This is a genomic window from Corallococcus sp. NCSPR001 (assembly GCF_017309135.1).
GTDB lineage: Bacteria > Myxococcota > Myxococcia > Myxococcales > Myxococcaceae > Corallococcus.
The window spans coordinates 3,571,032-3,594,789 of the sequence record NZ_JAFIMS010000002.1; the positions used below are offsets into that span (position 1 = coordinate 3,571,032).

General features: G+C 71.2%; 23 protein-coding genes. 11 read left to right on the plus strand and 12 right to left on the minus strand.

From position 1 onward, the window contains the following. Position 1: 1 nt before the first annotated feature. Together JYJ93_RS16495 and JYJ93_RS16500 are read right to left on the minus strand one after the other, a co-directional pair. Positions 2-982 (minus strand): hypothetical protein, encoded by a 981-nt coding sequence (locus JYJ93_RS16495; RefSeq protein WP_206792409.1) that lies wholly within the window; start codon positions 980-982, stop codon positions 2-4. Between the two features lie 12 nt (positions 983-994). After that, positions 995-1,930 (minus strand): metalloenzyme, encoded by a 936-nt coding sequence (locus tag JYJ93_RS16500; protein WP_206792411.1) that lies wholly within the window; start codon positions 1,928-1,930, stop codon positions 995-997. A gap of 32 nt (positions 1,931-1,962) precedes the next feature. Between JYJ93_RS16500 and JYJ93_RS16505 the strand changes: the two genes are divergently transcribed. Beyond that, a complete protein-coding gene (locus JYJ93_RS16505; RefSeq protein WP_206792413.1) occupies positions 1,963-3,048 on the plus strand; it encodes a DUF4388 domain-containing protein in 1,086 nt (361 codons plus the stop codon). A 9-nt stretch (positions 3,049-3,057) separates the two neighbouring features. Here JYJ93_RS16505 and JYJ93_RS16510 read toward each other — a convergent pair whose 3' ends face one another. The 7 genes from JYJ93_RS16510 to JYJ93_RS16540 all read right to left on the minus strand — a co-directional run bounded on the left by JYJ93_RS16510 (position 3,058) and on the right by JYJ93_RS16540 (position 9,577). Next, entirely contained in the window at positions 3,058-3,471 is a 414-nt protein-coding gene (locus tag JYJ93_RS16510) for an SET domain-containing protein (protein ID WP_206792415.1), read from the minus strand. A gap of 73 nt (positions 3,472-3,544) precedes the next feature. Next, positions 3,545-4,681: an ADP-ribosylation factor-like protein gene (locus JYJ93_RS16515; RefSeq protein ID WP_206792417.1), complete on the minus strand. Its 1,137-nt coding sequence runs from the start codon at positions 4,679-4,681 to the stop codon at positions 3,545-3,547. Further along, positions 4,678-5,841 carry an anhydro-N-acetylmuramic acid kinase gene (locus tag JYJ93_RS16520; RefSeq protein ID WP_206792419.1) on the minus strand — a complete coding sequence of 388 codons (1,164 nt, stop codon included), beginning with the start codon at positions 5,839-5,841 and terminating at the stop codon, positions 4,678-4,680. Before JYJ93_RS16520 ends, JYJ93_RS16515 begins: the two co-directional genes overlap by 4 nt. 162 nt (positions 5,842-6,003) lie before the next feature. Further along, entirely contained in the window at positions 6,004-6,951 is a 948-nt protein-coding gene (murQ, locus tag JYJ93_RS16525) for an N-acetylmuramic acid 6-phosphate etherase (RefSeq protein ID WP_206792421.1), read from the minus strand. A gap of 23 nt (positions 6,952-6,974) precedes the next feature. Beyond that, the gene (gene rpmB, locus JYJ93_RS16530) at positions 6,975-7,166 is read right to left on the minus strand and encodes a 50S ribosomal protein L28 (protein WP_014398134.1); all 192 of its coding nucleotides are present in this window, start codon (positions 7,164-7,166) and stop codon (positions 6,975-6,977) included. 104 nt (positions 7,167-7,270) lie between these two features. After that, entirely contained in the window at positions 7,271-8,791 is a 1,521-nt protein-coding gene (locus JYJ93_RS16535) for an NAD(P)-binding protein (protein ID WP_206792423.1), read from the minus strand. 96 nt (positions 8,792-8,887) lie between these two features. Continuing rightward, a complete protein-coding gene (locus JYJ93_RS16540) occupies positions 8,888-9,577 on the minus strand; it encodes an HAD family phosphatase (RefSeq protein WP_206792424.1) in 690 nt (229 codons plus the stop codon). An 83-nt stretch (positions 9,578-9,660) separates the two neighbouring features. Between JYJ93_RS16540 and JYJ93_RS16545 the strand changes: the two genes are divergently transcribed. Next, positions 9,661-10,728, plus strand: coding sequence for an enoyl-CoA hydratase/isomerase family protein (locus JYJ93_RS16545; RefSeq protein WP_206792426.1), 1,068 nt, complete (start codon positions 9,661-9,663; stop codon positions 10,726-10,728). Between the two features lie 2 nt (positions 10,729-10,730). Here JYJ93_RS16545 and JYJ93_RS16550 read toward each other — a convergent pair whose 3' ends face one another. The 3 genes from JYJ93_RS16550 to purM are packed head-to-tail and all read right to left on the minus strand — an operon-like array spanning position 10,731 to position 12,948. Next, complete coding sequence (locus JYJ93_RS16550) at positions 10,731-11,252, minus strand: DUF523 domain-containing protein (protein ID WP_269012520.1); 522 nt, start codon at positions 11,250-11,252, stop codon at positions 10,731-10,733. Next, entirely contained in the window at positions 11,249-11,914 is a 666-nt protein-coding gene (purN, locus tag JYJ93_RS16555) for a phosphoribosylglycinamide formyltransferase (protein WP_206792428.1), read from the minus strand. Before purN ends, JYJ93_RS16550 begins: the two co-directional genes overlap by 4 nt. Continuing rightward, complete coding sequence (gene purM / locus JYJ93_RS16560) at positions 11,911-12,948, minus strand: phosphoribosylformylglycinamidine cyclo-ligase (RefSeq protein WP_206792430.1); 1,038 nt, start codon at positions 12,946-12,948, stop codon at positions 11,911-11,913. The genes purN and purM overlap by 4 nt, the downstream gene beginning before the upstream one ends. Positions 12,949-13,100: 152 nt before the next feature. On the opposite strand from purM, the gene JYJ93_RS16565 reads away from it, so the two are divergent. From JYJ93_RS16565 to JYJ93_RS16605, 9 genes are all read left to right on the plus strand, one after another. Further along, positions 13,101-13,751 (plus strand): Crp/Fnr family transcriptional regulator, encoded by a 651-nt coding sequence (locus tag JYJ93_RS16565; protein WP_014398127.1) that lies wholly within the window; start codon positions 13,101-13,103, stop codon positions 13,749-13,751. Position 13,752: 1 nt separating this feature from the next. Next, on the plus strand, positions 13,753-14,508 hold the full coding sequence (locus JYJ93_RS16570; RefSeq protein WP_206792432.1) for a 3',5'-cyclic-nucleotide phosphodiesterase: 756 nt from the start codon (positions 13,753-13,755) through the stop codon (positions 14,506-14,508). A gap of 73 nt (positions 14,509-14,581) precedes the next feature. Further along, positions 14,582-15,433, plus strand: a complete 852-nt coding sequence (accD, locus tag JYJ93_RS16575) for an acetyl-CoA carboxylase, carboxyltransferase subunit beta (RefSeq protein WP_206792434.1) — start codon at positions 14,582-14,584, stop codon at positions 15,431-15,433. A gap of 19 nt (positions 15,434-15,452) precedes the next feature. Next, a complete protein-coding gene (locus JYJ93_RS16580) occupies positions 15,453-16,778 on the plus strand; it encodes a folylpolyglutamate synthase/dihydrofolate synthase family protein (RefSeq protein ID WP_242543833.1) in 1,326 nt (441 codons plus the stop codon). A 9-nt stretch (positions 16,779-16,787) separates the two neighbouring features. Next, positions 16,788-18,059, plus strand: a complete 1,272-nt coding sequence (locus JYJ93_RS16585) for an alpha/beta fold hydrolase (RefSeq protein WP_206792436.1) — start codon at positions 16,788-16,790, stop codon at positions 18,057-18,059. Between the two features lie 98 nt (positions 18,060-18,157). Continuing rightward, positions 18,158-19,663 carry an AMIN domain-containing protein gene (locus JYJ93_RS16590; protein WP_206792438.1) on the plus strand — a complete coding sequence of 502 codons (1,506 nt, stop codon included), beginning with the start codon at positions 18,158-18,160 and terminating at the stop codon, positions 19,661-19,663. Between the two features lie 51 nt (positions 19,664-19,714). After that, positions 19,715-22,414: an LPS assembly protein LptD gene (gene lptD / locus JYJ93_RS16595; RefSeq protein ID WP_206792440.1), complete on the plus strand. Its 2,700-nt coding sequence runs from the start codon at positions 19,715-19,717 to the stop codon at positions 22,412-22,414. Between the two features lie 67 nt (positions 22,415-22,481). After that, positions 22,482-22,832, plus strand: coding sequence for a helix-turn-helix transcriptional regulator (locus JYJ93_RS16600; RefSeq protein ID WP_014398120.1), 351 nt, complete (start codon positions 22,482-22,484; stop codon positions 22,830-22,832). 153 nt (positions 22,833-22,985) lie between these two features. After that, on the plus strand, positions 22,986-23,750 hold the full coding sequence (locus JYJ93_RS16605; RefSeq protein ID WP_206792442.1) for a TetR/AcrR family transcriptional regulator: 765 nt from the start codon (positions 22,986-22,988) through the stop codon (positions 23,748-23,750). Positions 23,751-23,758 lie beyond the last annotated feature (8 nt).

The window sequence follows — 23,758 nt, forward strand, 5'->3', positions numbered from 1 at the left end:
CTCAACTTGTCGGGCTTGGGGCCTCCGGAGTTGTGTCCGGTGGCGTGGAAGTGGGGGAATGTGGGGCGGATGACGGTGCGGGCTGGGGATTCCCAGGAACTCCGCGTACTTCCGGGCGCGGAAGGGGTGGGGGTGGGGTCAGCCGGCCCCCCTTGAAACCGCGCAGGTACACGTAGCGGCGGAAGTCGCGGAGGAAGGCGTCCACGGGCAGCCCGATGGCCTCCAGGAAGCCACCTGTGAAGTCCTGTCCCCCGCGCATGGCGGCGAGGACGCCGCGGATGCGCCTTTCGCCGTAGCGCTCCATGAGGAAGGTGAAGGCGTGGTGGGCGGCGCCGTAGACGGTGGCGTTCTCGGTCTCGTAGAGCGACTCGGCGCGCGCGAGCGGATCCGCCTGGGGGTGCTGGTGGAGGAAGCGGGACAGGTCCTCCAGGCTGGGGACGCGGTAGCCCTGGCCGGCGGTGTACGAGGCCATGCCCTCGCTGAACCACAGGGGGATGCCCTTCTTCGTCCAGTCCGACACGGAGGCGGACGCCTGCCACATGAGGCTGTGGGTGAGCTCGTGCAGGAGCAATTCGTCCACCTGCTTCTGGCTGGCGCCGGCGCGCGTCCAGGTGCGGGGGCTCTGGACCTCCACCTGCTCGTAGCGGGCCCAGGCGCGCAGGAAGTCGTAGCCGGAGCGGCGGGCGGCGCGCTCCAGGGCGGCGTGGTTCGGGTGGATGACCAGGGTGACGGGCTCCTGGAAGGTGCCCCAGCGGGCCAGGCGGGGAAAGGCGTTCTCCACCGCGCGGCGGACCATGTCCGCGGCCTGGGTGTCCTTCGCGGAGTGCTCGAAGCGGAACTCACCGCCGGGCAGCGCCAGCGTGGTGCTGGGGTCGCTGGCCTTCTTCGGGGCGGCGGCGCACGCGGAAAGGAGCAGCGTCGTCCCGAGCAAGCAGAGCAGGGCGGGCCACAGGCTCCTTCGTCCGGTACCGCCCACCCGCATCCGTACGTCCCTCTAGTTGGCCCCGAGCCAGCGCAGCACCGCGCGGCCCACGTCCGCGACGGTGGAGAACGAGGCTACCTCCGGGGCGGAGGGGCCGAAGTAGAGCATGGGCACGGCGTGCACGGTGTGTCCTCGAACCGACAGGTCCTCCACGTTGCCGTGGTCACTGCACACCAACACGCGCGCGTCGTCCGGCCGGGTGGCCGCCACGGCGCGCAGGAAGGCGTCGAAGGTGTCGAGCGCCAGACGGGCGGCCGTGAAGTCCTGGGCGTGGCCGGCCTCGTCGGCGAGGTAGTGCTCGAAGAAGGTGAAGTCCGCCCCTCCCGCGATGCGCCAGAAGAGGGCCGCGGCTTCGCCGGGCGTGCGGTGGGGCACGTCCAGTCCGTGCGCGCGAGCGGCGGCGCCGGTGATGTCGTGCGTGAGGCCGTCGCCGGACCGCGCGTCGTCCAGCGTGCGCAGCGCTTCACCTCCCGCGGCGAAGGCGAGCTTCGCGGCCGAGGGGCGCACCTTGCGCGCGGCGCGCTCCGACAGGGTGAACTCCGGCGGGGATGTGGACGGGCGCCGGGGGACGCCGAGCGCGTCCAGGTACGGCGCGGGGTACGCGTTGGCGAAGGTGGCGGTGCGGCCCGCGGCCTTGAGGCGCCGCACGATGGAGCGCTCCGCGAGCAAATCCCTCAGCGCGGTGTTGGGGTAGCCCAGCACGTGGCCGCCCACGAGCACGGGGGCGGGGTCTCCGGTGAGGATGGCCGTCTGGTTGGAGGCGGACTGGGGCCGGCCGGGCACGCCGAAGGTGGGGTCCACCGGGAGGCCCATGCCGCCGTGGGGCAGGACGGGGACGGGGGCGTCCTGGAACCAGGAAAGGAGGTGGTCGCGGTCCGCGAGCGGGTTCACGGCCGGGTCCTTCCGTCCGATGCCCACCCCGTCGATGAACAGGACCGCGACGCGCACGGCCTGGGACTGTATCCTCGAATCCGACACGCATGGCCATCCACGGCGACCTCTTCAGCTACCCGCTCCCCGAGTTCCTTCAATGGCTGGACAGCTCCCGCAAGACGGGGACGCTCCAGCTGTCGTGGGAGGCAGGCGAGCGCAAGTTGTTCCTCCTGTCCGGCCAGGTGGGGGCCACCGCGAGCGAAGGCCTGCGCGGCCGGGTGGCCCGCCTGCTGTCCTTGCCGAAGCTGGCGACGGGCACGCGCGTGCTGGCGGCGTTCGACGAGCTGACGCGCACGCCGGACGTGGACGCGGCCTTCGACGCGCACGGCGTCCAGGCGCGGTGGGTGCGGGACCTGGGCCGCGAGGAGCTGTTCGCGGCGATGACGGACCTGACCATCGCGGGGCAGGGCACCTTCCACTGGACGGAGGACGCGGACCGCACCGGTGAGGACTGGGTGCCGTCCGACATGAGCATCCGCGAGCTGCTCTTCGAGTCCCTGCGCTGGGTGGACGAGCAGGGGGACGTGGACAAGGCGCTGCCCATCGACGCGCTGAGCGTGAAGGCGCTGTCGCCGCCCAGCCCCAGCCAGCCGTTGATGCACCGGATCATCCTGGCGCTGACGACGACGCCGCAGAACCTGGGGCGGCTGCGGCTGTCCATGGGCGTGTCGCGCTCGTCGGTGACGCGCCGGGTGCACGAGCTGCTGCGCGCGAAGCTGGTGGAGGTGGACGGCGCGCCGCAGGTGGAAGCCGACCCCGTGGCGGAGATGCTGGAGAAGGGCGCGGTGCTGATGCGCGAGGGCCAGTACGACGCGGCCGGCATCGTGTGCGCGTCCCTGCTGGCCAGCGACCCCGCGGACCGGCGCGTGCGCGAGTTCGCGCGCCTGGTGCAGCGCGAGCACGTGGCCGCGCTCTACGCGGACCTGCCGCCGCTGGTGGTGCCGCGGCTGATCCAATCCCCGCAGACGATGGTGATGCTCAAGCCGGAGGAGCGGCAGATCGCCGGCCTCATCAGCGGGACGTGGGACGTGTCCACGCTGGTGCTGGCCAGCCCCGCGCGGGAGCTGGAGACGCTCAAGACGCTGGCGAAGCTGCACCGCATGGGGCTGTTGGAGCTCACGCTCCCGCGCTGAAGCGCCCTTTCAGTGCAGCGTGGGGCTCCCGGGCACGGGCTCCGCTTCGATGAGGCCCTGGAACTCGTTCCACGGGTCCTCCATGGTGGTGTAGTCGTCCGTGAGCTCCTCCCCCGCCGCGATGTCTCGCCGGGCGACGGTGGCGGTGCGGGACGCGTTGGTGCCGCAGTTGGCCTCGTCCGAGTGGTTCATGAACCGCGCGTGGTCCCCGCACAGCACCAGCGTGCCCCGCTCACAGAAGGCGTAGCGGGCGAGGAAGGCCTTCTCGTTGGCGCTCATGCCCACGACGTCCACGGGCCAGAAGCGCTGGTCGATGGGGCGGTCGAAGGCCCAGATGATGGTGCCTTCGGGGATGTGCTCTTCGGCGAACAGCCCCACGCCGTGAATGGGCGAACGCTTCACCGAGGTCTTCACTCGCAACATGCAGGGACACCCTCCAGGACTCCCACGCGGGGAGCCGTGTCCCTGAGATGTGGGGGCCCGAGCCCCGCGCGAATCACCCGGCGGTCGGAAGCCCCACGGCGTTGAGTCGCACGAAGACCTGCATGAGCACGTAGAGCGCGAACGCCGCGTCGTCCACGCGCAGCTGCGGCAGTGTGGACAGCCCCTGCAGGCGCAGCAGGTCCGAGCCGTCCACGTGCAGCAGGAAGGCCTGCTGGGCCAGGGAGCCTTCCCCCGCGAACGCCATGGCGCGGCGGACAGCGTCGGTGCAGGCGGTGACGCAGGTGGTGTAGTCCCCGGCGGTGAAGGCGGCCTCCGCGGCCCGGGCGTGGTCGAAGAGGTCCCCCGGCGCCAGCGCGCTCGTGGGCCCCAGCAGCCTGGTGCTCGCGGCCGGCGCCGCGGCCACGGCGGGCACGGCCGCGGGCTCCACGCGCGGCGGGGCGGGCGCCGTCAGCGTGCGGGGCACGGGCGTGGCGGCGGCGGTAGGGCTGGCGGCGGGCGGCGTCGCGGTCGGCGGAGGCTGGCGGTGGTGCAGGTGCTGCGACAGCTGCGCCTCCAGGCCCGCGGGGGCCGTTTCGCCCGGGGCGGGGCGGGGCGGCGGGACGATGCGCTTGGCGCGCAGGTCCTTGATGACCAGCCGGGTGATGGTCTTGAGCGCGTCCATCACGCCCCGGCCGTTGGCGGCGGCCGTCTCGAAGTCAGGGACGCCGCGCGGGTTGAGCTCCCGGCGCAGCTCCTCCACGGAGAGGATGTTGTCCAGGTCCCGCTTGTTCCACTGCATCACCAGCGGGAAGCGGTCCAGGCGGATGCCGTTCTCCAGGAGGTTCTCCTCCAGGTTGGCCAGGGACTCGCGGTTGGCGTCCATGGCCTCCGCCTGCGAGTCCGCCACGAACACCACGCCGTCCGCGCCCTGGAGCACCAGCTTGCGGGTGGCGTTGTAGAAGACCTGCCCGGGCACGGTGTAGAGGGCCAGGCGCACGGAGCAGTCGCCCACGCGCTCCACCTTCACCGGCAGGAAGTCGAAGAAGAGCGTCCGGTCGCCTTCGGTGGCGATGGACATCATCTCGCCGCGGTGGGCCGGGCGAACGGTCTCGTAGACCTTTCGCAGGGTCGTCGTCTTCCCCGACAGGCCGGGGCCGTAGAAGACGATCTTCGCGGCCACTTCGCGGGCCATCAGGTTCACGCTGCTCACGGTGTCAGCTTACCTAGAACGACTCGGCGCCCGGCGCCAGTTGCGGGGCGAACATTCGCGGGCGTCCCGGCCCGGTGCTCGGCCGCGAGCAGGGCGAAGAGGGCCGCCTCCTTCGCCTCCTCGGGAAATCCCAGCACGTCCAGCCGCTCCAGCGGCACCGGGGCCAGCCGCGCCCGCAGGTCCGCCATCAGCACCGGGTTCCGCGTGCCGCCGCCGGAGACATACACGGCCTCCAGCCGGGGAAAGCGGGGCCGCACCCAGGTGTCGAAGGCGCGCGCGGTGGCCTCCACGGTGAAGGCCCGTGCGGTGGCCATCAGGTCGTGGGGACGCTCCGGGGCCGCCGCCCAGAGCCGGTCCACCAGCGGCTCACCGAAGCCCTCGCGGCCCGCGCTGCGCGGTGGCGGCCGCGCGAGGAACGGATGCGCGAGCAGCTCCTCCAGGAGCGCGGGAATCACCTGGCCCCGGGAGGACAGGCTGCCGTCGCGGTCGCACGCGAGCTGTCCCTGCGTCACCCGGCGCGCCAGGCCGTCCAGCACCATGTTCGCGGGCCCGGTGTCGAACGCGAGCGTGTCGTCCACGTGCTCGCCCACGACGCTGATGTTGGCGATGCCGCCCAGGTTGAGGAACGCGCGGGTGACGTCCGGCCGTTCGCGGTTCCGGAACACGGCCCAGTCCATGTAGGGCACGAGCGGAGCCCCCTGGCCGCCCACCGCCATGTCGCGGGTGCGGAAGTCGCTGACGACGGGCAGGCCGGTGCGCTCGGCGATGACGGCCGCTTCGCCAATCTGGAGCGTGGAGGCGATGGCGGACAGGTCCGAGGGCAGGTGGGCCATCGTCTGGCCATGCGAGCCGACGACGTGGACGTCCTCGCGCTTCACGCCCGCGCGCGCGATGACGGCCAGCACGGCTTCGGCGAAGCGCTCCCCCAGTTCGAAGTTGAGGGCGCAGAGGCTCCGGGCGTCCTGCGGTCCCAGCACCCGGGCGACGAGGTCCGGCGTGAAGGGGTGGGAGACATGCGCGAGCAGCTGGAGCTTCAAGTCCGCGCCGGTGCCGTCCACCCGGCACAGCGCCGCGTCCGCCGCGTCCACGCTGGTTCCGGACAGCACGCCCACGCAAAGCCGGGGCGGCAGGGAGGGGGAGGGTGGCGTGGCGGGGCGCATGCCCCAAGTCTAAAGGCCAGCTCCCACGCACGCCGGGCCCCGGCCCGGAGGGCACCCCGTGTGTCTGGGAGTGACGCCGCCACCGTGCCCCCTGTTCAGCGTTCACTGGCGGGTGTGTCGGATTCCGGAGGCTCGTCTCCGGGTCGTGCCGCGCCTGCCGCGTCAGGGGCGGGCGCGCTGACGTGGCCTTTGGACCACAGCCGCGCGTGCCTCGGCCGGGCGTTCGAGCCCTCGCAGGCCCGCGTCCTTCATCCGCCGCCGGGCCTGGGCCGCCGGCAGCCCCGTGAAGTGCATGGCCAGCGCCAGCTTCACGTGGTCCCCCGAGGCCCGGAGCAGCGCCTCTGCCCGCGCCGGGGGCAGGTCCGTCAGCTCCGCGACCATCCGCGCCGCCCGGGCCCGCAGCTTCGTGTTCGTGGGGCGCACGTCCACCATCCGCCCCCGGTACACATGGCCCAGCGACACGAAGGCCGCGGTGGTGATGGCGTTGAGCACGAGCTTCGTCGCCGTGCCCGCCTTCAGCCGCGTGGAGCCCGCCACCACCTCTGGCCCCGTGCGCGCCAGCACCACCGTGTCCGCGCGCACGGCCGGCCCCGGCGGGTTGCAGCACACCAGCACCGTGCGCGCCCCACGCTCGCGGGCCTCGTCGAGCGCGCCCCGGACGTAGGGCGTGGAGGCCGACGCGGTGATGCCGCACACCACGTCCCGCGCCGTGGCCCGGAACGCCCGCACCGCTCGGGCCCCCGCGGCGACGTCGTCCTCGGCGCCCTCCACGGCGCGCGTCAGGGCCCGCCGGCCGCCAGCCATGGCCGCCTGGACCCGCGTCGCCGGGACACCGAAGGTGGGGGGACACTCGCTCGCGTCGAGCACGCCGAGCCGGCCGCTGGTTCCCGCGCCCACGTAGAGCAGCCGGCCGCCAGCGCGAAAGGCTTCCGCCACGGCCCGGGCAGCCGCCGCGATGGACGGCAACGCCTCACGGACCGCGCGGAGCGCGATCAGGTCTTCTTGATGCAACCGTCGGACGACCGCCTCGACAGGGAGGAGGTCCAGGTCATCCGCACGGGGGTGGAGCCGTTCGGTGGGCGGAAGCGCGGACTTTCGAGCGCGCGTCATGCCCACCGGAAGGCTCCCGGACTTCAGGCGGCCTTGGTCACCTTGCCCGCCTTGATGCAGCGGGTGCAGGCCAGGACGCGCTCGATGCTGCCGCTCACGTTCGCGCGCACCTTCTGCAGGTTCGGCAGGGTCCGCTTCTTGGTCTTGTTGTTCGCGTGGCTGACGTTGTTACCCACCAGCGGACGCTTCCCACAGAGGTCGCACTTCCACGCCATGACTGCTAACTCCTTGAAAACTGGGGCGTTCGACAGCAGCCCATAAAAGAGCGGCGGACCCTACCAGAAACAGGCCGGAAATCCAGCCGGATCCGACCCGGGACCTATCCCTTGAGCGGATCCTTCTTCTTCAACATCTCCTGCACCAGCTTCGCGGCCCGCATGCCCGCGAGCAGCTCGCCCTCCAGGCCCAGCCCGGGCAGCACCTCGCGGCCGGCCAGGATCACGTTCTTCGCGGGCGTGCGCTGCTTCAACCCCGTGACGCCCAGGAAGGCTTCCGTTTCGAAGCTGTAGAGCGGGTGGGGCATGAGCCGGCTGCCACGCACCCCCCCGGCGTCCAGGTAGGGGGCCGAGCGCAGCGCGCGGTGCTGCTTCGTGAAGGGCATCAGCCGGTCCAGGTGCTCGTCGATGCGCTTCGCCAGCGCCTGGAGGTGCTCCTCGCCCTCTTCGCGCGCGGAGGCCGGGACGAAGGCGCCCGCGCACACCACGCGCACGCCCTCCACGTCCTTGTGGCCGGAGGCCGCGGCGGTGCGCGCCGGGTGCTGCTGCACGAGCAGCGGGCCCAGCTCCGGGTCCTGCGTGTCCACCAGCACCAGCTCGCCCATGCCGCGCGGGAGCGCCGCCTCCGGCACCACCCAGTTCACGCTGAAGAGCAGCGACTTGATGTTGGACTGATCCAGGTGCTCCAGCAGGCCCCGGTGGTGCTTCTTGTCCGTCACCAGCCGGCGCAGCGCCCCGGAGTCCGTGGCCGTCACCAGGCAGGCCGCGCGGTAGAGCGTGTCCGAGCGCACCAGCTTCACGCCGGAGAACTTGCTGCCGTCGAACGCGAGCTCCTCGACGATGAAGCCCGCCGGGTTGTCGCGGCCCAGCACGTCGCCGCCCAGCTCCGTCAGCCGCCGGGTGAGCACGTCGCGCAGGGCGTCCATGCCGCCGGGGTACGTGGACGGCGCGGTGAGCACCTGGGACAGGGCCCGCGTCTGCGCCAGGGGCGCGCCAGGCTTCTCCATGTGCACGAGGAAGGGCAGGAGGCCGCGCACCAGCGACAGCGCCGGATCCTCGCCCGCGATCCGGGGCGTGGCCTCCAGGGCCGGGTGATCCTTGATCTGCCCCTTGAGCTTCCAGCCCTCGAAGAAGCCGTCGGGCGGCAGCTGGGGACCGGCCTTGAAGAAGGCGTCGGTGGCCTCGTGCTGCGCGGCGCTGCCCGCGAGCGCGCCCTGGATGCCCTCGCCGGCCTCGCCGAACTCGCGCGTCAATTCCGCGCGGCGGCGGGCGGCGTCCGCGGTCAGGTCCACCCGGTTGCGCGGCAGCACGAGCTGGAGCTCCGGCGCGTGGGGCCTCAGCGCGCGGCCGATGGCGGTGGACAGGCCCAGCTCGTTGAGGGCCTCGTCCACGGCGGGCATCGCCTTGAGGGGCGGCGCGACGAACGGGGCGTAGGGCAGCACGAAGCCGTCGTGCTCGTAGCCGGGCCCCATGCCGTCATGCTCCACCAGCAACACGCGGTGGTTGCGCTTCGCCAGGAGCGCGGCGGCGAGCGCGCCTCCGACCTGGCTGCCCAGCACGATGACGTCGTACACGTGCCGGGACGGGCCCGAGGGGAGCTTGAGTTTGGCGGCGGACGTCGACATGGCCGCCGAACACTACACAACGTCACCGCGTCTGGCGCCCTTTTGGCGCCCGGCGCGGCAGGGAGTCCGTGCCCGGGGTGGGGCGTATGTGCCCCCTCAGGCCCTGGACGCGAAGAGGCGCGCGAGCAGCTCCGGGGGCAGCGTGTCGAAGTCCGGGGCGGTGTAGTGGGCCCCCGCGTTCTTCAGCGCTTCCGCGGTCGTGGTGGTGGTGATGCCCACGGTGACCATGCCGGCGGCGCGCGCGGACAGCACGCCGTTGATGGCGTCCTCGAAGGCGAGGCACGACTCGGGGGGCACCCGCAGGGCCTTCGCCGCCGCGAGGAAGATGTCCGGCGCGGGCTTGCCGCGCGTCACCTGTTCGGCGCCGACGACACAGGCGAAGAGCGGACGCACGGAGAGCCCGTCCAGCACCAGCTCGCGGTTGCCGTGCGGCGCGGCGGTGGCCACGGCCAGGGGCAGGTTCGCTTCGCGCAGGCGGTGCAGGAAGCCCTCCGCGCCCCGGTGCAGCGCCAGGTAGGGCCGGTAGATGGCGCGGTAGTGGGACTCCTTCTCCTCGGCGAGCGCGTTCAGCTCCGCGACGGAGAGGGTGCGGCCCAGCAGCTGCGGGAGGATCTCCTCGTTCTTCTTTCCCGCGAACTCGTTCTGGAAGCGTTCCGCGGTCAGGCCATCCAGACCGAGTTTCCGGGCGAGCGACACCCAGGCGCGGTTGTGGAAGTCCATGTTGTCGACGAGCGTGCCATCCATGTCGAAGACGGCGGCGAGCAGGGGGGCGGCTGCGGGAGTCATGTTCTCCCCAATACCGATTTCCTCCGCCATGTCACCCCTGAATCTCCCGTGCGAGCCCCTTCCGGGCTGATATCCCCCACGGCATGAGCGAGGACGTGCTGCTGGAGACTCGGGGGGCCGTGGGCCTGGTCACCCTCAACCGACCGAAGGCGCTCAACGCGCTCTCCCTGGAGATGTGCCGGGCACTGCATCCGCGGCTGGACGCCTGGGCGGCGGATCCCTCCGTGAAGGCGGTGGTGATCCGCGGTGCTGGCGGCCGGGCCTTCTGCGCGGGAGGGGACGTGCGCGCGGTGGCTGGTTCGGTCGCACGGTCGGACGCGTCGCTGTCTCGCGAGTTCTTCCGCGCGGAGTACGCGCTCAACCACCGGATCCACCACTTCCCGAAGCCGTTCATCGCGCTGGTGGACGGCATCTGCATGGGCGGTGGGTTGGGGCTGTCCGTGCACGGGGCCTTCCGCGCCGTGACGGAGAAGCTGGTGCTCGCGATGCCGGAGACGGCCATCGGCATCTTCCCGGACGTGGGCGGTGGTTGGTTCCTCCCGCGCTTCCCGGGCGAGGCGGGGACGTACCTGGGGCTCACCGGTGCGCGGTGTGACGCAGCGGATGCGATGTGGTTGGGCTACGCGACGCATCGGGTGGAGTCCTCGCGGCTGGAGGACGTGGTGGGCGCGCTGGAGGCCGCGGACTGGAGCGGACCGGGGCGGGAGGTGGCGGCGCGCGTGCTGCAAGGCTTCCATCAGGACCCTGGTACATCGGGGCTCGCGGCGCGCGCGGACGTCATCGACCGGTGCTTCCAGGGGGACCGCGTGGAGGACGTCCTCGCGGCGCTGGAGCGCGAGGGAACACCATGGGCGGAGGAGACTCGCGCGACGCTGCTGCGCATGTCGCCGACGAGCCTGCGGGTGACGCTGCGGCAGCTGCGCGTTGGTCGCGGCCAGGACTACGACGCGACGGCGCGCATGGAGTACCGCTTGAGCCAGGCGTTGACGCAGCGGCCGGACTTCCAGGAGGGGATCCGCGCGGTGCTGGTGGACAAGGATCAGAAGCCGCGCTGGAGCCCGGCCACGCTCGCGGAGGTGAGCGACGCGGAGGTGGAGGCGTGCTTCGCGCCCAGGCAGGGTGACGAACTGGAGCTGCCTGTACTGAGCTGAGGCTACAGGTCCTCGTCGCTCACGACGGTGCGTCCCTCCGCGCGGAGCAGCGCGGTGGTGATGCCTTCACCCGGGCGCAGCACGCCCGTCTCGTAGACGCGCTGGCTGCCGCATGAGGGGCTCTTTTCCTTCAAGAGCGCCACCGTGACGTCGAAGCGCCGGGCGGCGTCCAGGGCCTGCCTGGCGCCATCCTGGAACGCGGCGGTGCGGTCCTCGCGGCTTTCCCGCGTGAGGGCCCGCGCGCGGCCGGCCCAGACGTCCACGCCCGTGCCGCCCGCGAGGTCCACGGGAGGCCGTGGAATGCCCATGCCCGCGGCGGCCTCCGGACAGATGGGGATGACGGCCTTGCCCTCCAGCGCCGCGAGCACGCGCTCCGAACGCTGCGAGCGTCCGTCGTAGCGGCACGCCTCGCCCAGCAGGCACGCGCTGACCATCACCGTGGGGGCGGCGCGCAGGGCTTCGCGTCGCGCATCACGGGCAGACGCTTCGCCTTCGTCCGAGGACGGCTCCACGGCCTTCGTCACTTCGGCGCACCCGGGCTGCGCAGCGCCGTGCCGTCTCCCGTCACCCTCGCGTCCACCTTCGTGCGCGTCCCGTCCAGCGTCACCGCGCCCGTCACCGCCAGCCTCACGGCCAGCGGATACAGCCGGTGCTCCTCCGCGAGGATGCGCGCGCTCAGGCTCGCTTCGTCATCCTCCGGGAGCACGGGCACCGCCGCCTGCGCGATGATGGGGCCCGTGTCCGTGCCCGCGTCCACGTAGTGCACCGTGCACCCGGCCACCTTCACGCCGCGCTCCAGCGCCTGCCTCTGCGCATGCAGGCCCGGGAACGCCGGCAGCAGGGAAGGGTGGATGTTCAGCACGCGCCCCGGGAAGCGCTTCAGGAAGTCCGCGCTCACCAGCCGCATGAAGCCCGCCAGGCACACCCACTCGACGCCCGCGTCCGCCAGCACGCCGAGCACCGCCGCCTCGAAGTCCACCTTCGACCCGAAGCCCTTGTGGTCCACCACCTCCGCGCGCACGCCCGCCTTCCGGGCGCGCTCCAGCGCGAACGCCGTGGGCACGTTGGACAGCACGCACGCCACCTCGGCCGGGAAGTCCGCCTGCCCGGCCGCGTCGAGCAGCGCCTGCAGGTTGCTCCCGCCGCCGCTGACGAGCACCCCCAGCCGCGCCCGCCGCGCGCTCATGGGTCGATGACCGCCGTGGCCTCGCCCTGGCCCGCTTCCACCCGGCCCACCTCAGAGGCCTCCACGCCCCGGGCGCGCAGCACCTCCAGCGCCTTGGCCACGTCCTCCTTCGCCACCACGACGATGAGGCCCAGGCCCATATTGAACGTGCTGAACATCTCGTCGCGCGCCACGCCGCCCGTCTTCGCGATGAGGTCGAAGATGGCCGGCTTCTTCCACGTGGACTCGCTCAGCACCGCGCGCGTCCCGTCCGGCAGGCAGCGGGGCAGGTTGCCCGGGATGCCGCTGCCGGTGATGTGCGCCATGCCCTTCACCTTCACGGCCTGGCACAGCGCGAGCGCGTCCTTCACGTAGATGCGCGTGGGCTCCAAGAGCGCGTCACCCAGCGGCCGGTCCAGCCCCGGCGGCGTCATGTCCAGGGGCAGCTTCGCGTCGTCCAGCAGCACCTTGCGCGCCAGCGAGTAGCCGTTGCTGTGCAGCCCCGACGACGTCAGGCCGATGAGCGCGTCCCCCGGCTTCACCGTCTTGCCGTCGATGATGGCGGACCGCTCCACCACGCCCACGCAGAAGCCCGCGACGTCGTACTCGCCCCGCGCGTAGAAGCCCGGCATCTCCGCCGTCTCCCCGCCCAGGAGCGCGCACCCCGCCTGCTCGCAGCCCAGGGCGATGCCCTTGACCACCTCCGCCGCGGCGTCCACCTCCAGCTTCCCCGTGGCGAAGTAGTCCAGGAAGAAGAGCGGCTCCGCGCCACAGGTGAGGATGTCGTTCACCGACATGGCGACCAGGTCGATGCCCACCGTGTCGTGGCGCCCGGCCAGGAAGGCCACCTTCAGCTTGGTGCCCACCCCGTCCGTGCCCGCCACCAGCACCGGCGCCTGGTACTTGCCGGGCGGCAGTGCGAACAGGCCGCCGAACCCGCCCACTCCGCCCAGGACCTCTGGGCGCGTGGTGCGCGCGGCATGGGGCTTGATCTTCTCGACGAACGCGTCGCCGGCCTCGATGTCTACTCCGGACTGCTTGTAGGTCGTTCCCACGGGCCGGCCTTGTACCCCTCCCGGGGGCCCCTGTCTCGGGCCTCGGAAGGGACGTGTCGGGTTTGCGGCGCCGTCACGCCCTCGGGCACGGAAGGGATATCGGTCTGGGATATTTGACCGGTGGGATGGGGGCTGATTGACTCGCGGGCCAGATGGGCGCCGAGGAAACCCTCTTTCAACGTTTTGGCAAGGAGTTCCCCAAGGGCACCGAGCTCTTCCGCGAGGGAGAGATCGGCAAGGAGATGTTCGTCATCCAGTCCGGGAAGATCGCCATCTCCAAGCGCGTGCGCGACGTGGAGAAGGTGCTCGCGGTCCTGGGCCCGGGCGAATTCTTCGGCGAGATGGCCATCATCTCCAACAAGCCCCGGAACGCCTCCGCCGTGGTGCATGACGACGCGAAGCTGCTCGTCATCGACCCCAAGACCTTCGAGGCGATGATCCGCGGCAACGCGGAGATCGCCGTGCGGATGATCAAGAAGCTGGCCGAGCGCCTCTCCGAGGCGGACGCCCAGATCGAGAACCTGCTCCACGGCGACCCCGCCAGCCGCGTCGTCCATCAGATCCTCCAGGCCTGCCAGACGCGCGGCCGTCCGTTGGAGGAGGGCGTGGAGGTGGACTTCGCCATCCGGGAGATGCCCCGGCAGATCGGCGTGGGCGAGCCCGCCGTGCGCAGCATGCTGGAGCGCCTGGAGCGCGCGGGCCTCATCGAGCGGAGCGGTGACCGGGTGACCGTGTACGACACGGCCCGGCTGCATGACTTCCTCAACTACCTCGAGATGAAGTGGAAGTTCGGAGACCTCTAGCGTGAAGCTGCAAGTCCTCGGGTGCCACGGCGGCGAGCTTCCCACGTGCAGGAGCACCTGCTTCCTCGTGGACGACGTGCTCGCGCTCGACGCGGGCGCACTCACCGGCACGCTCTCGCTGGAGCAGCTCTGCAAGGTGGACGACATCCTCGTCGGCCACAGCCACTTCGACCACGTGAAGGACCTGCCGCTGCTGGCCGACCTGGTCATCGGACGCAGGGACAAGCCCGTCACCATCCATGCCTCCCGCGAGTGCGCCAAGGCGCTGCGCGAGAACATGTTCAACAACGCGCTGTGGCCGGACTTCACGCGCATCCCCACGCGCCACAAGCCCGTGCTGGCCATCAAGACCTTCCGCGCCGGCAGCACCTTCCAGGTGGGCCCCTACACCGTGAAGAGCGTGCCGGTGAGCCACCCCGTGGAGTCGTGCGCCTTCATCATCAGCGACGGGAAGTCCGCGCTGGCCATGAGCGGCGACACCGGCCCCACGGACAAGCTGTGGAAGGCGCTCAACGCCACGAAGAACCTCAAGGCGCTGCTGTTGGAGACCAGCTTCCCCAACAGCCTCCAGGCCCTGGCGGACATCTCCGGCCACCTGACGCCCGCCACCGTGGGCTCGGAGCTGCGCAAGTTCGAGCGCAACGGCGCCCAGGTGATGCTCTACCACCTGAAGCCCGCCTTCGTGACCCAGCTCAAGAAGGAACTGGCCCCCCTGCCCGTGAACGTCCTGGAGCTGGGGGAGACCTTCCAGTTCTAGGGCCGCGTCGTGCCGCGCCGCGCCGTACGGAGGTATTGACGGCCCGCGGCGGCCGGATTAACCCCCGGGCCTCATGGCCTGGTTCTCCAAGAAGCCCCGCATCGCCGTCGACGCAGAGAAAGCCGCCGAGCCCCAGCCCTCCCGCATGCAGGGCCTCTGGGCCAAGTGCGAGCAGTGCGACGAGATCATCTACCGCCAGGAGCTCGAGAAGAACTGGATGGTGTGCATGCACTGTGAGCACCACCACGCCTGGACGGCCCGGGCGCGGCTGGCGGCCACGCTGGATCCGGACTCCTTCGAGGAGTTCGACAAGGAGCTGGAGCCCCAGGACCCGCTCAGCTTCACCGACTCCAAGAAGTACAAGGACCGGCTCAAGTCCACGCGCAAGAACCTGGAGGAGAACGACGCGTTCATCTCCGGCGTGGGCCGCATCGAGGGCCACCCCGTCTCCATCGGCTCGTTCGTCTTCGAGTTCATGGGCGGCTCCATGGGCTCCGTCGTGGGTGAGAAGGTCACGCGCGTGTTCGAGCGCGCCTTCGAGCTCAAGTGCCCCGCGGTGGTGTTCTCCGCCTCCGGCGGCGCGCGCATGCAGGAGGGCATCTTCTCCCTGATGCAGATGGCGAAGACGTCCGCGGCCATTGCCCGCTTCCGCACCAGCGGCAAGCCGTACGTCTCCGTGATGCTCAACCCCACCACGGGCGGCGTGGCCGCGTCCTTCTCCTGGCTGGGCGACATCATCCTCGCGGAGCCCAAGGCCCTCATCGGCTTCGCCGGCCCGCGCGTGATTGAGCAGACCATCCGCCAGAAGCTGCCGGAGGGCTTCCAGCGCTCGGAGTTCCTGTTGGATCACGGCATGATCGACGCCATCGTCCACCGCAAGGACCTGCGCGCGAAGCTGGGGCAGATCCTCGGCATGCTGGGGTAGGGCGGCGCGCCTCCACGCCATGGACGCGCCCCGCACCGCCCCCCGGACTCCGGAAGAGGCCCTGAGCTTCTTCCAGGCGCTCAACCCCTCCGGCATCAAGCTGGGGCTGGAGCGGGTGAGGGACGCGCTCGCCGCGCTCGACCATCCCGAGCGCGACTACCCGGCGCTCCACGTCGCCGGGACCAACGGCAAGGGCAGCACCTGCGCCTTCGTGGCGCGGGCGCTGGAGGCCGCCGGGCACCGCGTGGGGCTCTACACGTCCCCGCACCTGGTGCGCGTGAACGAGCGGATCCGCGTCTCTGGCGCGGACATCCCGGACGCGGTCTTCGGGCAGCGCATCCTGGAGGTCCTGGAGCGCTACCCCTCCGCGCTGTCGGACCCGATGACGTACTTCGAGTTCGGCACCGTGGTCGCGCTCTGGCACTTCTCCCGCGAGCGCGTGGACGTGGCCGTGCTGGAGACGGGCCTGGGCGGCCGGCTGGACGCCACCACCGCCGCGAACCCCGTCGTCACCTGCGTCACCCCCGTCTCCTTCGACCACATGGAGTACCTGGGGCACACGCTCCGGGAGATCGCCTGGGAGAAGGCCGGCATCTTCAAGCCGGGCGTTCCGGTGGTGCTTTCCCGGCAGGAGCCGGAGGCCCTGGACGCGCTCCTGCGCCGCGCGGAGCAGCTCGCCGTGCCCGTCCAGGTGGAGGGCCGCGACTTCGGCATCGTCCCCGGGGCCGATGGGACGCTCTCGTATCGCGGATCCGGTTGGTCGCTCGACGGACTCACGCTCGCGCTGCGCGGTCCGTATCAGCACCAGAACGCGGCGGTCGCCCTGGCCTGCCTGGAGGCCCTCCAGGCCCGGGGCGTGGCCGTGACGCCGGAGGCCGCGCGGCAGGGCCTGGCCACCGCGCGCTGGCCGGGGCGGCTGGAGGAGGTGGCCCAGGCGCCGACGGTGGTGGTGGACGGGGCCCACAACCCGGCGGGCGTGGCGGTGCTGCTGGAGGCCCTGCGCACCCTCTATGCCGGGCGGCCGCTGCACCTCGTCTTCGGGGTGGTGGCGGACAAGGACCGGGGGCCGATGATGCAAGCCCTGTTTCCGCTGGCGGCCTCCGTGCATCTCACGCCGCTGGACACGCCGCGCTCGCTTGCCCCGGAGCGATACATCGCTGAAGCACGGGTCTTGTGTTCACGGGCAGTCGCGCACGCCTCCCTGGAGTGGGCACTTGCCGGAGCGAGGGCCGATGCAGTGGGTCGTCCGGACGGCGTGGTCCTGGCTACAGGCTCACTGTTCCTGGTAGGCGCCGTGAAGCGAATGGTCGACCGAAGCCTTGGCGCAATGCAGCAGCAGCAGTAACTTTGCGACATGCGCCTGCCGGACTGGAGATCAGCGCTTCCGGGACCTCCGATGCCCACCGTCGACGAGGTTGACTTCCGGGCGTTGTACTCCAAGACCAACTACGTGGTGGAGACGGCGGACGGCTGGTCGCTCGTCATCACGCGCTACCGGCCGGTGAAACAGGCGTTCGCGCAGCCGCTGTTCGGTGAGCCGCTGCTGCTGGTGCACGGCTTCTCCCAGAACCGGCACACGTGGACGAGCGGTCAGTTCGTCAAGAACCTGCTCTTCTTCGGCGTGGACATCCACATCCTGGAGCTGCGCGGGCACGGCAAGAGCTCCATCGCCTTCCAGAAGGAGCGCGCGGAGCGCTTCAAGCGCCCGCTGCCGCAGGACCTGGACTACGGCTGGGACCTGGACAGCTACTTCCTCTATGACCTGCCGGCGGCCGTCTCCGGCGTCAAGCGCATCACCCGGCGCGAGCGCGTCTTCTACTGCGGCCACTCCATGGGCGGCATGCTGGGCTACGGCTACGCCGGCATCCACGACGACTTCGAGGGGCTCATCACCATCGGCTCGCCGGCGGACCTGGGGCGCGGCTTCGCGCTGTTGCGCCTGTTGGCGCACGGCTCTCCGCTGTTCGCGGGCGCGGTGGACATGACGCTGGGCGGGCTGAACCTGAACCGCCGCGCGTCCTCGCTGGGCCGCTCGCTGCTGGCGAAGGGGGCGGGCGCCTTCAGCCCCGCGCTCCAGAAGCGCCTGGAGCCGGAGGCTCCCAAGTCGCTCGTGTTCAACGCGGTGCCGGTGGACGTGGTGCTCAAGTGGGTGGAGCGCCAGCTGGCCCAGGCGGACGAGTCCGCGCTGTATCAGCGCTTCACGCGCAAGCTGAACCGGCTCATCAACACCGAGCGCGTCAGCCGCGACGACATCCGGTGGCTCTTGCGTGAGGGCGGCGAGCGCGAGCCCCGCAAGGTGATTGAACAGTTCGCCCGGTGGATCCGCCGGGGCGAGATGGTCTGCTACCGCACGGACTACGACTTCAAGCGCGGCTTCGGGAAGATTGAGATCCCCATGGCCATCATCTTCGGGGACATGGATCCGCTGGCGTCCGTGGAGTCCACGCGCAGCGTCTACCGCGCCGCGAAGAGCGAGTACCTGCTGTGGCGCCCGGTGAAGGGCAACAGCCACGTCGAGCTCACCATGGGGCACGACATCCGGCAGATCTGCTACGACATCAAGAACCTCATCGAGTACACCCGCACGCACCGCACGCGCTCGCCGTCCATGCCGCGCTTGCGTTGAAGCGCGGACGTTCCGGCCAGACTGAAAAGTTGGTGCCTCCCGGGTGCGTGATAATTTCGCACGCGTCTGTCTTCTGACGCATGTCACGGGAGTGGTCGATGAAGGGCTTGGCGGTGTCGCTGCTCGGGTTGTGGCTGGTGCCCCTGGTGGCGCTGGCGCAGCAGCCGGTGGACTACAACACCATCACGGCCGTCACCGTCAGCGGCGGAACGGTGGAGATCTCCGGCAGCAAGAAGGCGGACTTCAACAGCTTCACCATGACGGACCCGCCGCGGCTCGTCATCGACGTGTCCGGCGCCGTCTTCAAGGACGTGCCGGAGGAGCTGCCGGTGGGCAATGGCACCGTGACGGGCATCCGCACGCAGGCCTACGGCACGGAGTCCTCGTCCATCGCGCGCATCCTCATCGGCTATGAGCGCGAGGTGGAAACGGACATCCAGACCTCCGGCAACAAGCTGGTGGTGAAGGTCCTGGGAGGCGGCCCGGCCGTCGCGCAGGTGACGCCCACGGAAGGGCAGGGCACCCCCGCCCAGGGGACCGCCGCGGCCACCCCCCAGGCCCAGGCCCAGGCCGGCTCCAACGCGCAGGACGCGGCCCGCGCCGCCGCGTCGGACCGGGAGGCGCAGACCCAGGCCGTGAAGGCCGCCGCCGACGCCGCCCGGGCGGAGCGCGAGGCCCAGGAGAAGGCCGCCGCCGAGGCCGCCGCCCGCGCCAAGGCGGACGCGGACGCGGAGAAGAAGCGCCAGGAGGAGGCCCAGGCCGCCGCGAAGCGCCAGGACGAGGAGCGTCGCGCGTCCGAGCAGGCCGCCGCCGAGGAGCGCAAGCGCCAGGAGTCGGAGGCCCAGGCCGCCGCGAAGCGCGCCGAGGATGAGCGCCGCGCCACCGCGCAGGCCGCCGCCGACCAGAAGCGCCAGCAGGAGGAGGACGCGAAGGCCGCCGCCAGGGCCTCCGCGGAGGAGAAGCGCGCCGCCGCCCAGGCCGCCGCCGACGAGCGCCAGGCCGCCGCGAAGACGGCCGCGGAGCAGAAGCGCGCCGCCGCCGAGGCCGCCGCCGAGGCCCGGCGTCAGAAGGAAGAGGAGCGCCAGGCCGCCGCGCAGGCCCGCCGCGAGGAGCAGCAGTCGGCCCGCGAGTCCGCCGCCGAGCAGAAGCGCCAGCGCGCGGCGGAGGCCCGTGAGCGCCGCGAGCAGGCCCTGGCGGCCCGTGAGTCGCGCGCCCGCCCAAGCCAGGGCAGCGCCGCGGCCGCGTCGCGTGAGAGCGGCGGGGGCGCGGTGTCGTCTCGCCGCAAGACGATGACGCAGATTGGCTTCCAGCAGCAGCCGGACAGCTCGCGCGTCTTCGTGCGCACCAACGAGCCGGTGCGCTACACGGTGAACGGCTCCGGCAACCAGGTGGTGCTGGAGCTGGAGAACACGCGCGTGGTGGAGTCCAACAACACGCTGCCGCTGGACACGCACTTCTTCCCGTCGGCCGTGTCGCGGGTGGAGGCGTTCTCCAACGCGGGCCAGACGGTGCGCGTCGTCATCCAGCTGAAGCAGGGGGTTCGCTATGAGACACGCCAGGAAGGCGGCCTCATCACCCTCGACTTCCCGCGCCCGGGCCGGTAGGACGGGGCGGGCGCCGTTGCCGGCACGGCGCCCACCGCCCACGCCTCCCGCATGACCTTCCTTGCCCCGGTCGTCCTGACGCTCTGGGTGTCGGCCCAGATTCCGCTGGCCACGCAGGTGGAGCTGCCCACCGGCGAGGTCGTGGAGCTCGCGGCCGACTACGTCGTCTTCGAGAACGACATCCTCACCGCCCGGGGCCACTGCGAGCTGCGCAGCGGCCCCAACGTGCTGCGCGCGGACGAGGTGACGTACAGCGAGGCCACGCAGGTGGCCACCGCCACCGGCAACGTGATGTTCGTCAGCGGCCTGATGGCCGCCATCGCGGACGACGTGCGCGTGGACCTGCGCTCCAACGAGGCCACCGTGAAGGGCGGCCTCTTCATGCAGAAGAAGGGCGTCACCCCCGAAGCGCTCCAGGCCGCCAAGACGACGGACGAGCTGCGCAAGCTGGGCGAGACGCCCGTCCTGATGAGCGGCACGCGCATCCGCCGCACCGGGGAGACCGCGTTCTCCGTGGACGGCCTGGCCTTCACGCCATGCCAGTGCGGCCCGGGCGAGCCCAGTTGGCGCGTGGAGGCGAAGGAGGCCAACGTGAAGATGGGCGAGCGCGCCATCCTCACCTGGCCCGTGGTGTACGTGCGCTCGGTGCCGGTGTTCGCGCTGCCGTGGCTGTACCTGCCCCTGGCCGAGCGCCGCTCCGGTCTGCTCATCCCCCGTCCGTCCAACTCCGGCCTCAACGGCTTCGGGCTGGACCAGCCCGTCTTCGTCACGCTGGGGGAGAGCTACGACCTCACGTTCACCCCGGGCATCTTCACGGGCGGCGGGGAGGTCTCGAACCCCCGGTTCCTCGAGGTGGGCGAGGACGGCAACCCGACGCCCATCCGTGAGCTGCGCACCAACGGCGTGAAGGGCCCGCGGCTGCTCACCGAGTTCCGCTACGTCCCCAGCGACCGCACGCGGGGCCGGGCCACGCTGGGCTTCCTCTATGACCTGCGGCCCCGGTTGGATCCCACCACGTCCGACTTCCTCCGCGTCGTGGACCGGACCAACCCGCTGGCTCCCTTCTACACGCCGCAGATCGTCGACGAGAAGCGGGGCCTGCGCGGCGAGGCGTCCTGGCAGCACACGCAGGACCTGGGCGACGGCTGGCACGACCGCGTGGACGCGTACTTCGTGTCGGACGGGTTCTACACGCGCGACCTCACCGCCGACCTGCTGGTGCAGAACACCAACTACCTGCGCAGCACCGCCATGGTGTACCAGCGCCGCGACGAGCGTTACCTGGGCCTGGACGTGTCGCTGCGCCAGGACCTGCGCTACGCCTACCGCTTCTTCCAGACGAACCCCATCCCCGCGGTGGCTTCGCTGACGGGCGAAGCCACCAACCCCCACGGCCCCACGACGTTCCAGCGGCTGCCGGGCATCACCCTGTCCCTGCCGCAGCGCCCCCTCTTCGGCGGGCGGGTGATGGGCGGAGTGCAGGTGGAGTACAACCGGCTGGCGCCCCTGCGCAGCGGCGGCTTCGCGGACGACGGCTCCGACGGGCTCTTCTCGCTCGGCCGCGCCTGGCGCCCCGAGGGCACGCCCATCGAGGCCGCGCCGGTGGCCGATGAGCTGGAGGGCAACGGCCGCCTGGACCCCACCGAGCGCGAGGGCCGCGACCGCGTGTCGTTGGCCCCGCGCCTGTCCACGTCCTACGGGCTGGGCACCTGGGGCCGGCTGACGCCCTCCGTGGCGCTGCGCCAGGACGTGTCCGTGGGCGAGGTCTCCGGCCGCACCGCCGCGCGCGGCTACGCGCTGGCGGACCTGGTGCTGGACTCACAATTGGCGCGCACCTTCGTGGACCGGGACACGCTCTACCGCCACACGCTGTCCCCCTCGGTGAACCTGCGCTACGTGCCCGGCGGCTGGGGCCACGGGCTCACCGCCTTGAACGGCGGAGGCACCGGCACCGTGCCGCTCGTCTATGACGCGTGGGACTCCGCGGTGCCGCTCCAGTCCGACGGCAGCGTGCGCGGCTTCCTCCACGCCGTGGTCGCCGTGGACCAGTCATTGCGCGTGCGCAAGGGGCCCACCACCCGCGAACCGCTGCGCCTGCGCATCGGCCAGGGCTTTGATTTGTCGCGCATCTCGCCCGTCGCGGGCCGGGACACCGTGCGGGGCAGCGTGCTGCGCGACACCTTCGCGCGCCTGTCCGCCAGCGCCGGTGTCCTCACCGCGGGCGGGCTCGTGCGCATGGACCCCACCACGCTCGACATCACCCAGCTGTCCGCCGACTTCACCATCGACAATGGCAAGGGCAACGCGCTGTACGCGCGATACGATGACCTGCTGGCCGTGAAACAATTGTCAATTGATCGTGGGTTGGATCCTTTGGCACAAGGACCCGATTTCACGCGTCGGGGCGTGGACATGTTGGTGGGAGACGCACCTCGTCCCCTGCCGTCCCACAATGACCAGGTCGACCCCTCTCCGACCGAACGAGCGCAGGCTCTCACTGTCGGTACGCGAATCAAGCTCGGATTTGGGCTCGGGTTGCGATACGAAGCACTGGTGCAGCCGCTTTATAAGGATCTGATTACCCAGGAAAGTCAGCCCCTTGCACAGCAGACCTTCGGCGTGTCGTATGGGCCCGCCTGTGACTGCTGGCGAATCGAAGGGGTTGTGATCCTGCGGCGCAATCAAACGCCGGAATTCGCCGGCGTGAATTTGAGTGTGGCCGGCTTCGGATCCTTCGGGTCGGGTGGATAGGAATCACCCGCCGTACGCGAGCGTTGCACTCACCTCGGAAACATCCCCCCTAGAGGAGAAGTACTTCGTGTCGGATCTCGGAAAAAGAATTGGCCAGCGCATTCGCGAGCTTCGCACGCAGCGCCCGGAGCGATGGACGCAGGAAGAGCTCGCGGAGCGAGCGCAGATCAGCGTGTCCTTCCTGTCGATGATCGAACGCGGCGAGCGCGTGCCTCATGTGGAGACACTGGCGGCCCTTTCCAACGCCCTCAGCGTCAGCCTCGGTGAGCTCTTCACGGGCACCGAGCAGACGCCCGCCCAGACGGAGGACCTGCTGCGTCCCCTGTCGGACTTCGCCCGTGCGCGCGGCCTCAACGCGCGTGACGTGGACCGCCTGCTCGGCGTGGCCCGCGTGATGTTCAACGGCTCGGCGGCCTGAGTCCCCTCCCGGGGAGGGACCTTCCCCGTGCGTGTCCCTTCCGCCCGCCTCCCCCCGGGCGCGGCGGAGGGCCCCACGTAAGGATTGACCCCGGAGCCTCGCGTCCGTAGCGTGGCTGGCTGATTCTAGAATCAACCAGCCGTGGGAGGACGCGTGGGCCAGCAGAAGACGGCGCCGGAGAGCGGGACGCGGGAGAGCGAGCGCCGCCGCACCATCCTGCGGGCCGCCATCGACGTGTTCGCCCGCAAGGGCTACCACGGCTGCCGTATCGCGGACGTCGCCAAGGAGGCGGGCGTCGCGTACGGGCTCGTCTACCACTACTTCAAGAACAAGGATGAGCTGCTGGAGACCGTCTTCGAGACGGGCTGGAGCGGCTTCATCGCGCGTGCGCGCACCGTCGCGGAGAGCGAGGGGCCGCTGGTGGAGAAGGTCCGCCGCATCGCGGACGTGGCCTTCGAGGCCTACCGCGTGGACCCCCGCGCCGTGAAGGTGCTCATCCTGGAGATTGCCCGTTCACCGGCCGGAGCCCGCATCAACCGGCAGACGGCCTTCGTGGACGTCATCCGCCTGAGCGCGCAGATGTTCACCCGCGCGAAGGAGGCCGGGGAGCTGCGCCCGGACGTGGATCCGCTGCTCGCGTCCGCGCTGCTCTTCGGCTCCATTGAAATGGGGCTCACCGCCTTCGTCGTGGGGCTGGCGGATGCACGCGACACGGTGATGCTCGAGCGCGCGAAGGCGCAGATCGCCGACTCGTTCCTCCACGGCGTGCTGCTGGCCGGCGCGTCCTCCAAGACGGAGCCCGCGAAGCACGAGCCGGTGAAGTACGAGCCTCCGAAGGACGAGGAGCCCCAGGAGGACGCGGCCCCGCGGAAGCCGGCGAAGGCCTCGCCCAGGACCCGGGCGCCCAAGCGCGGCTGAGACAGGCC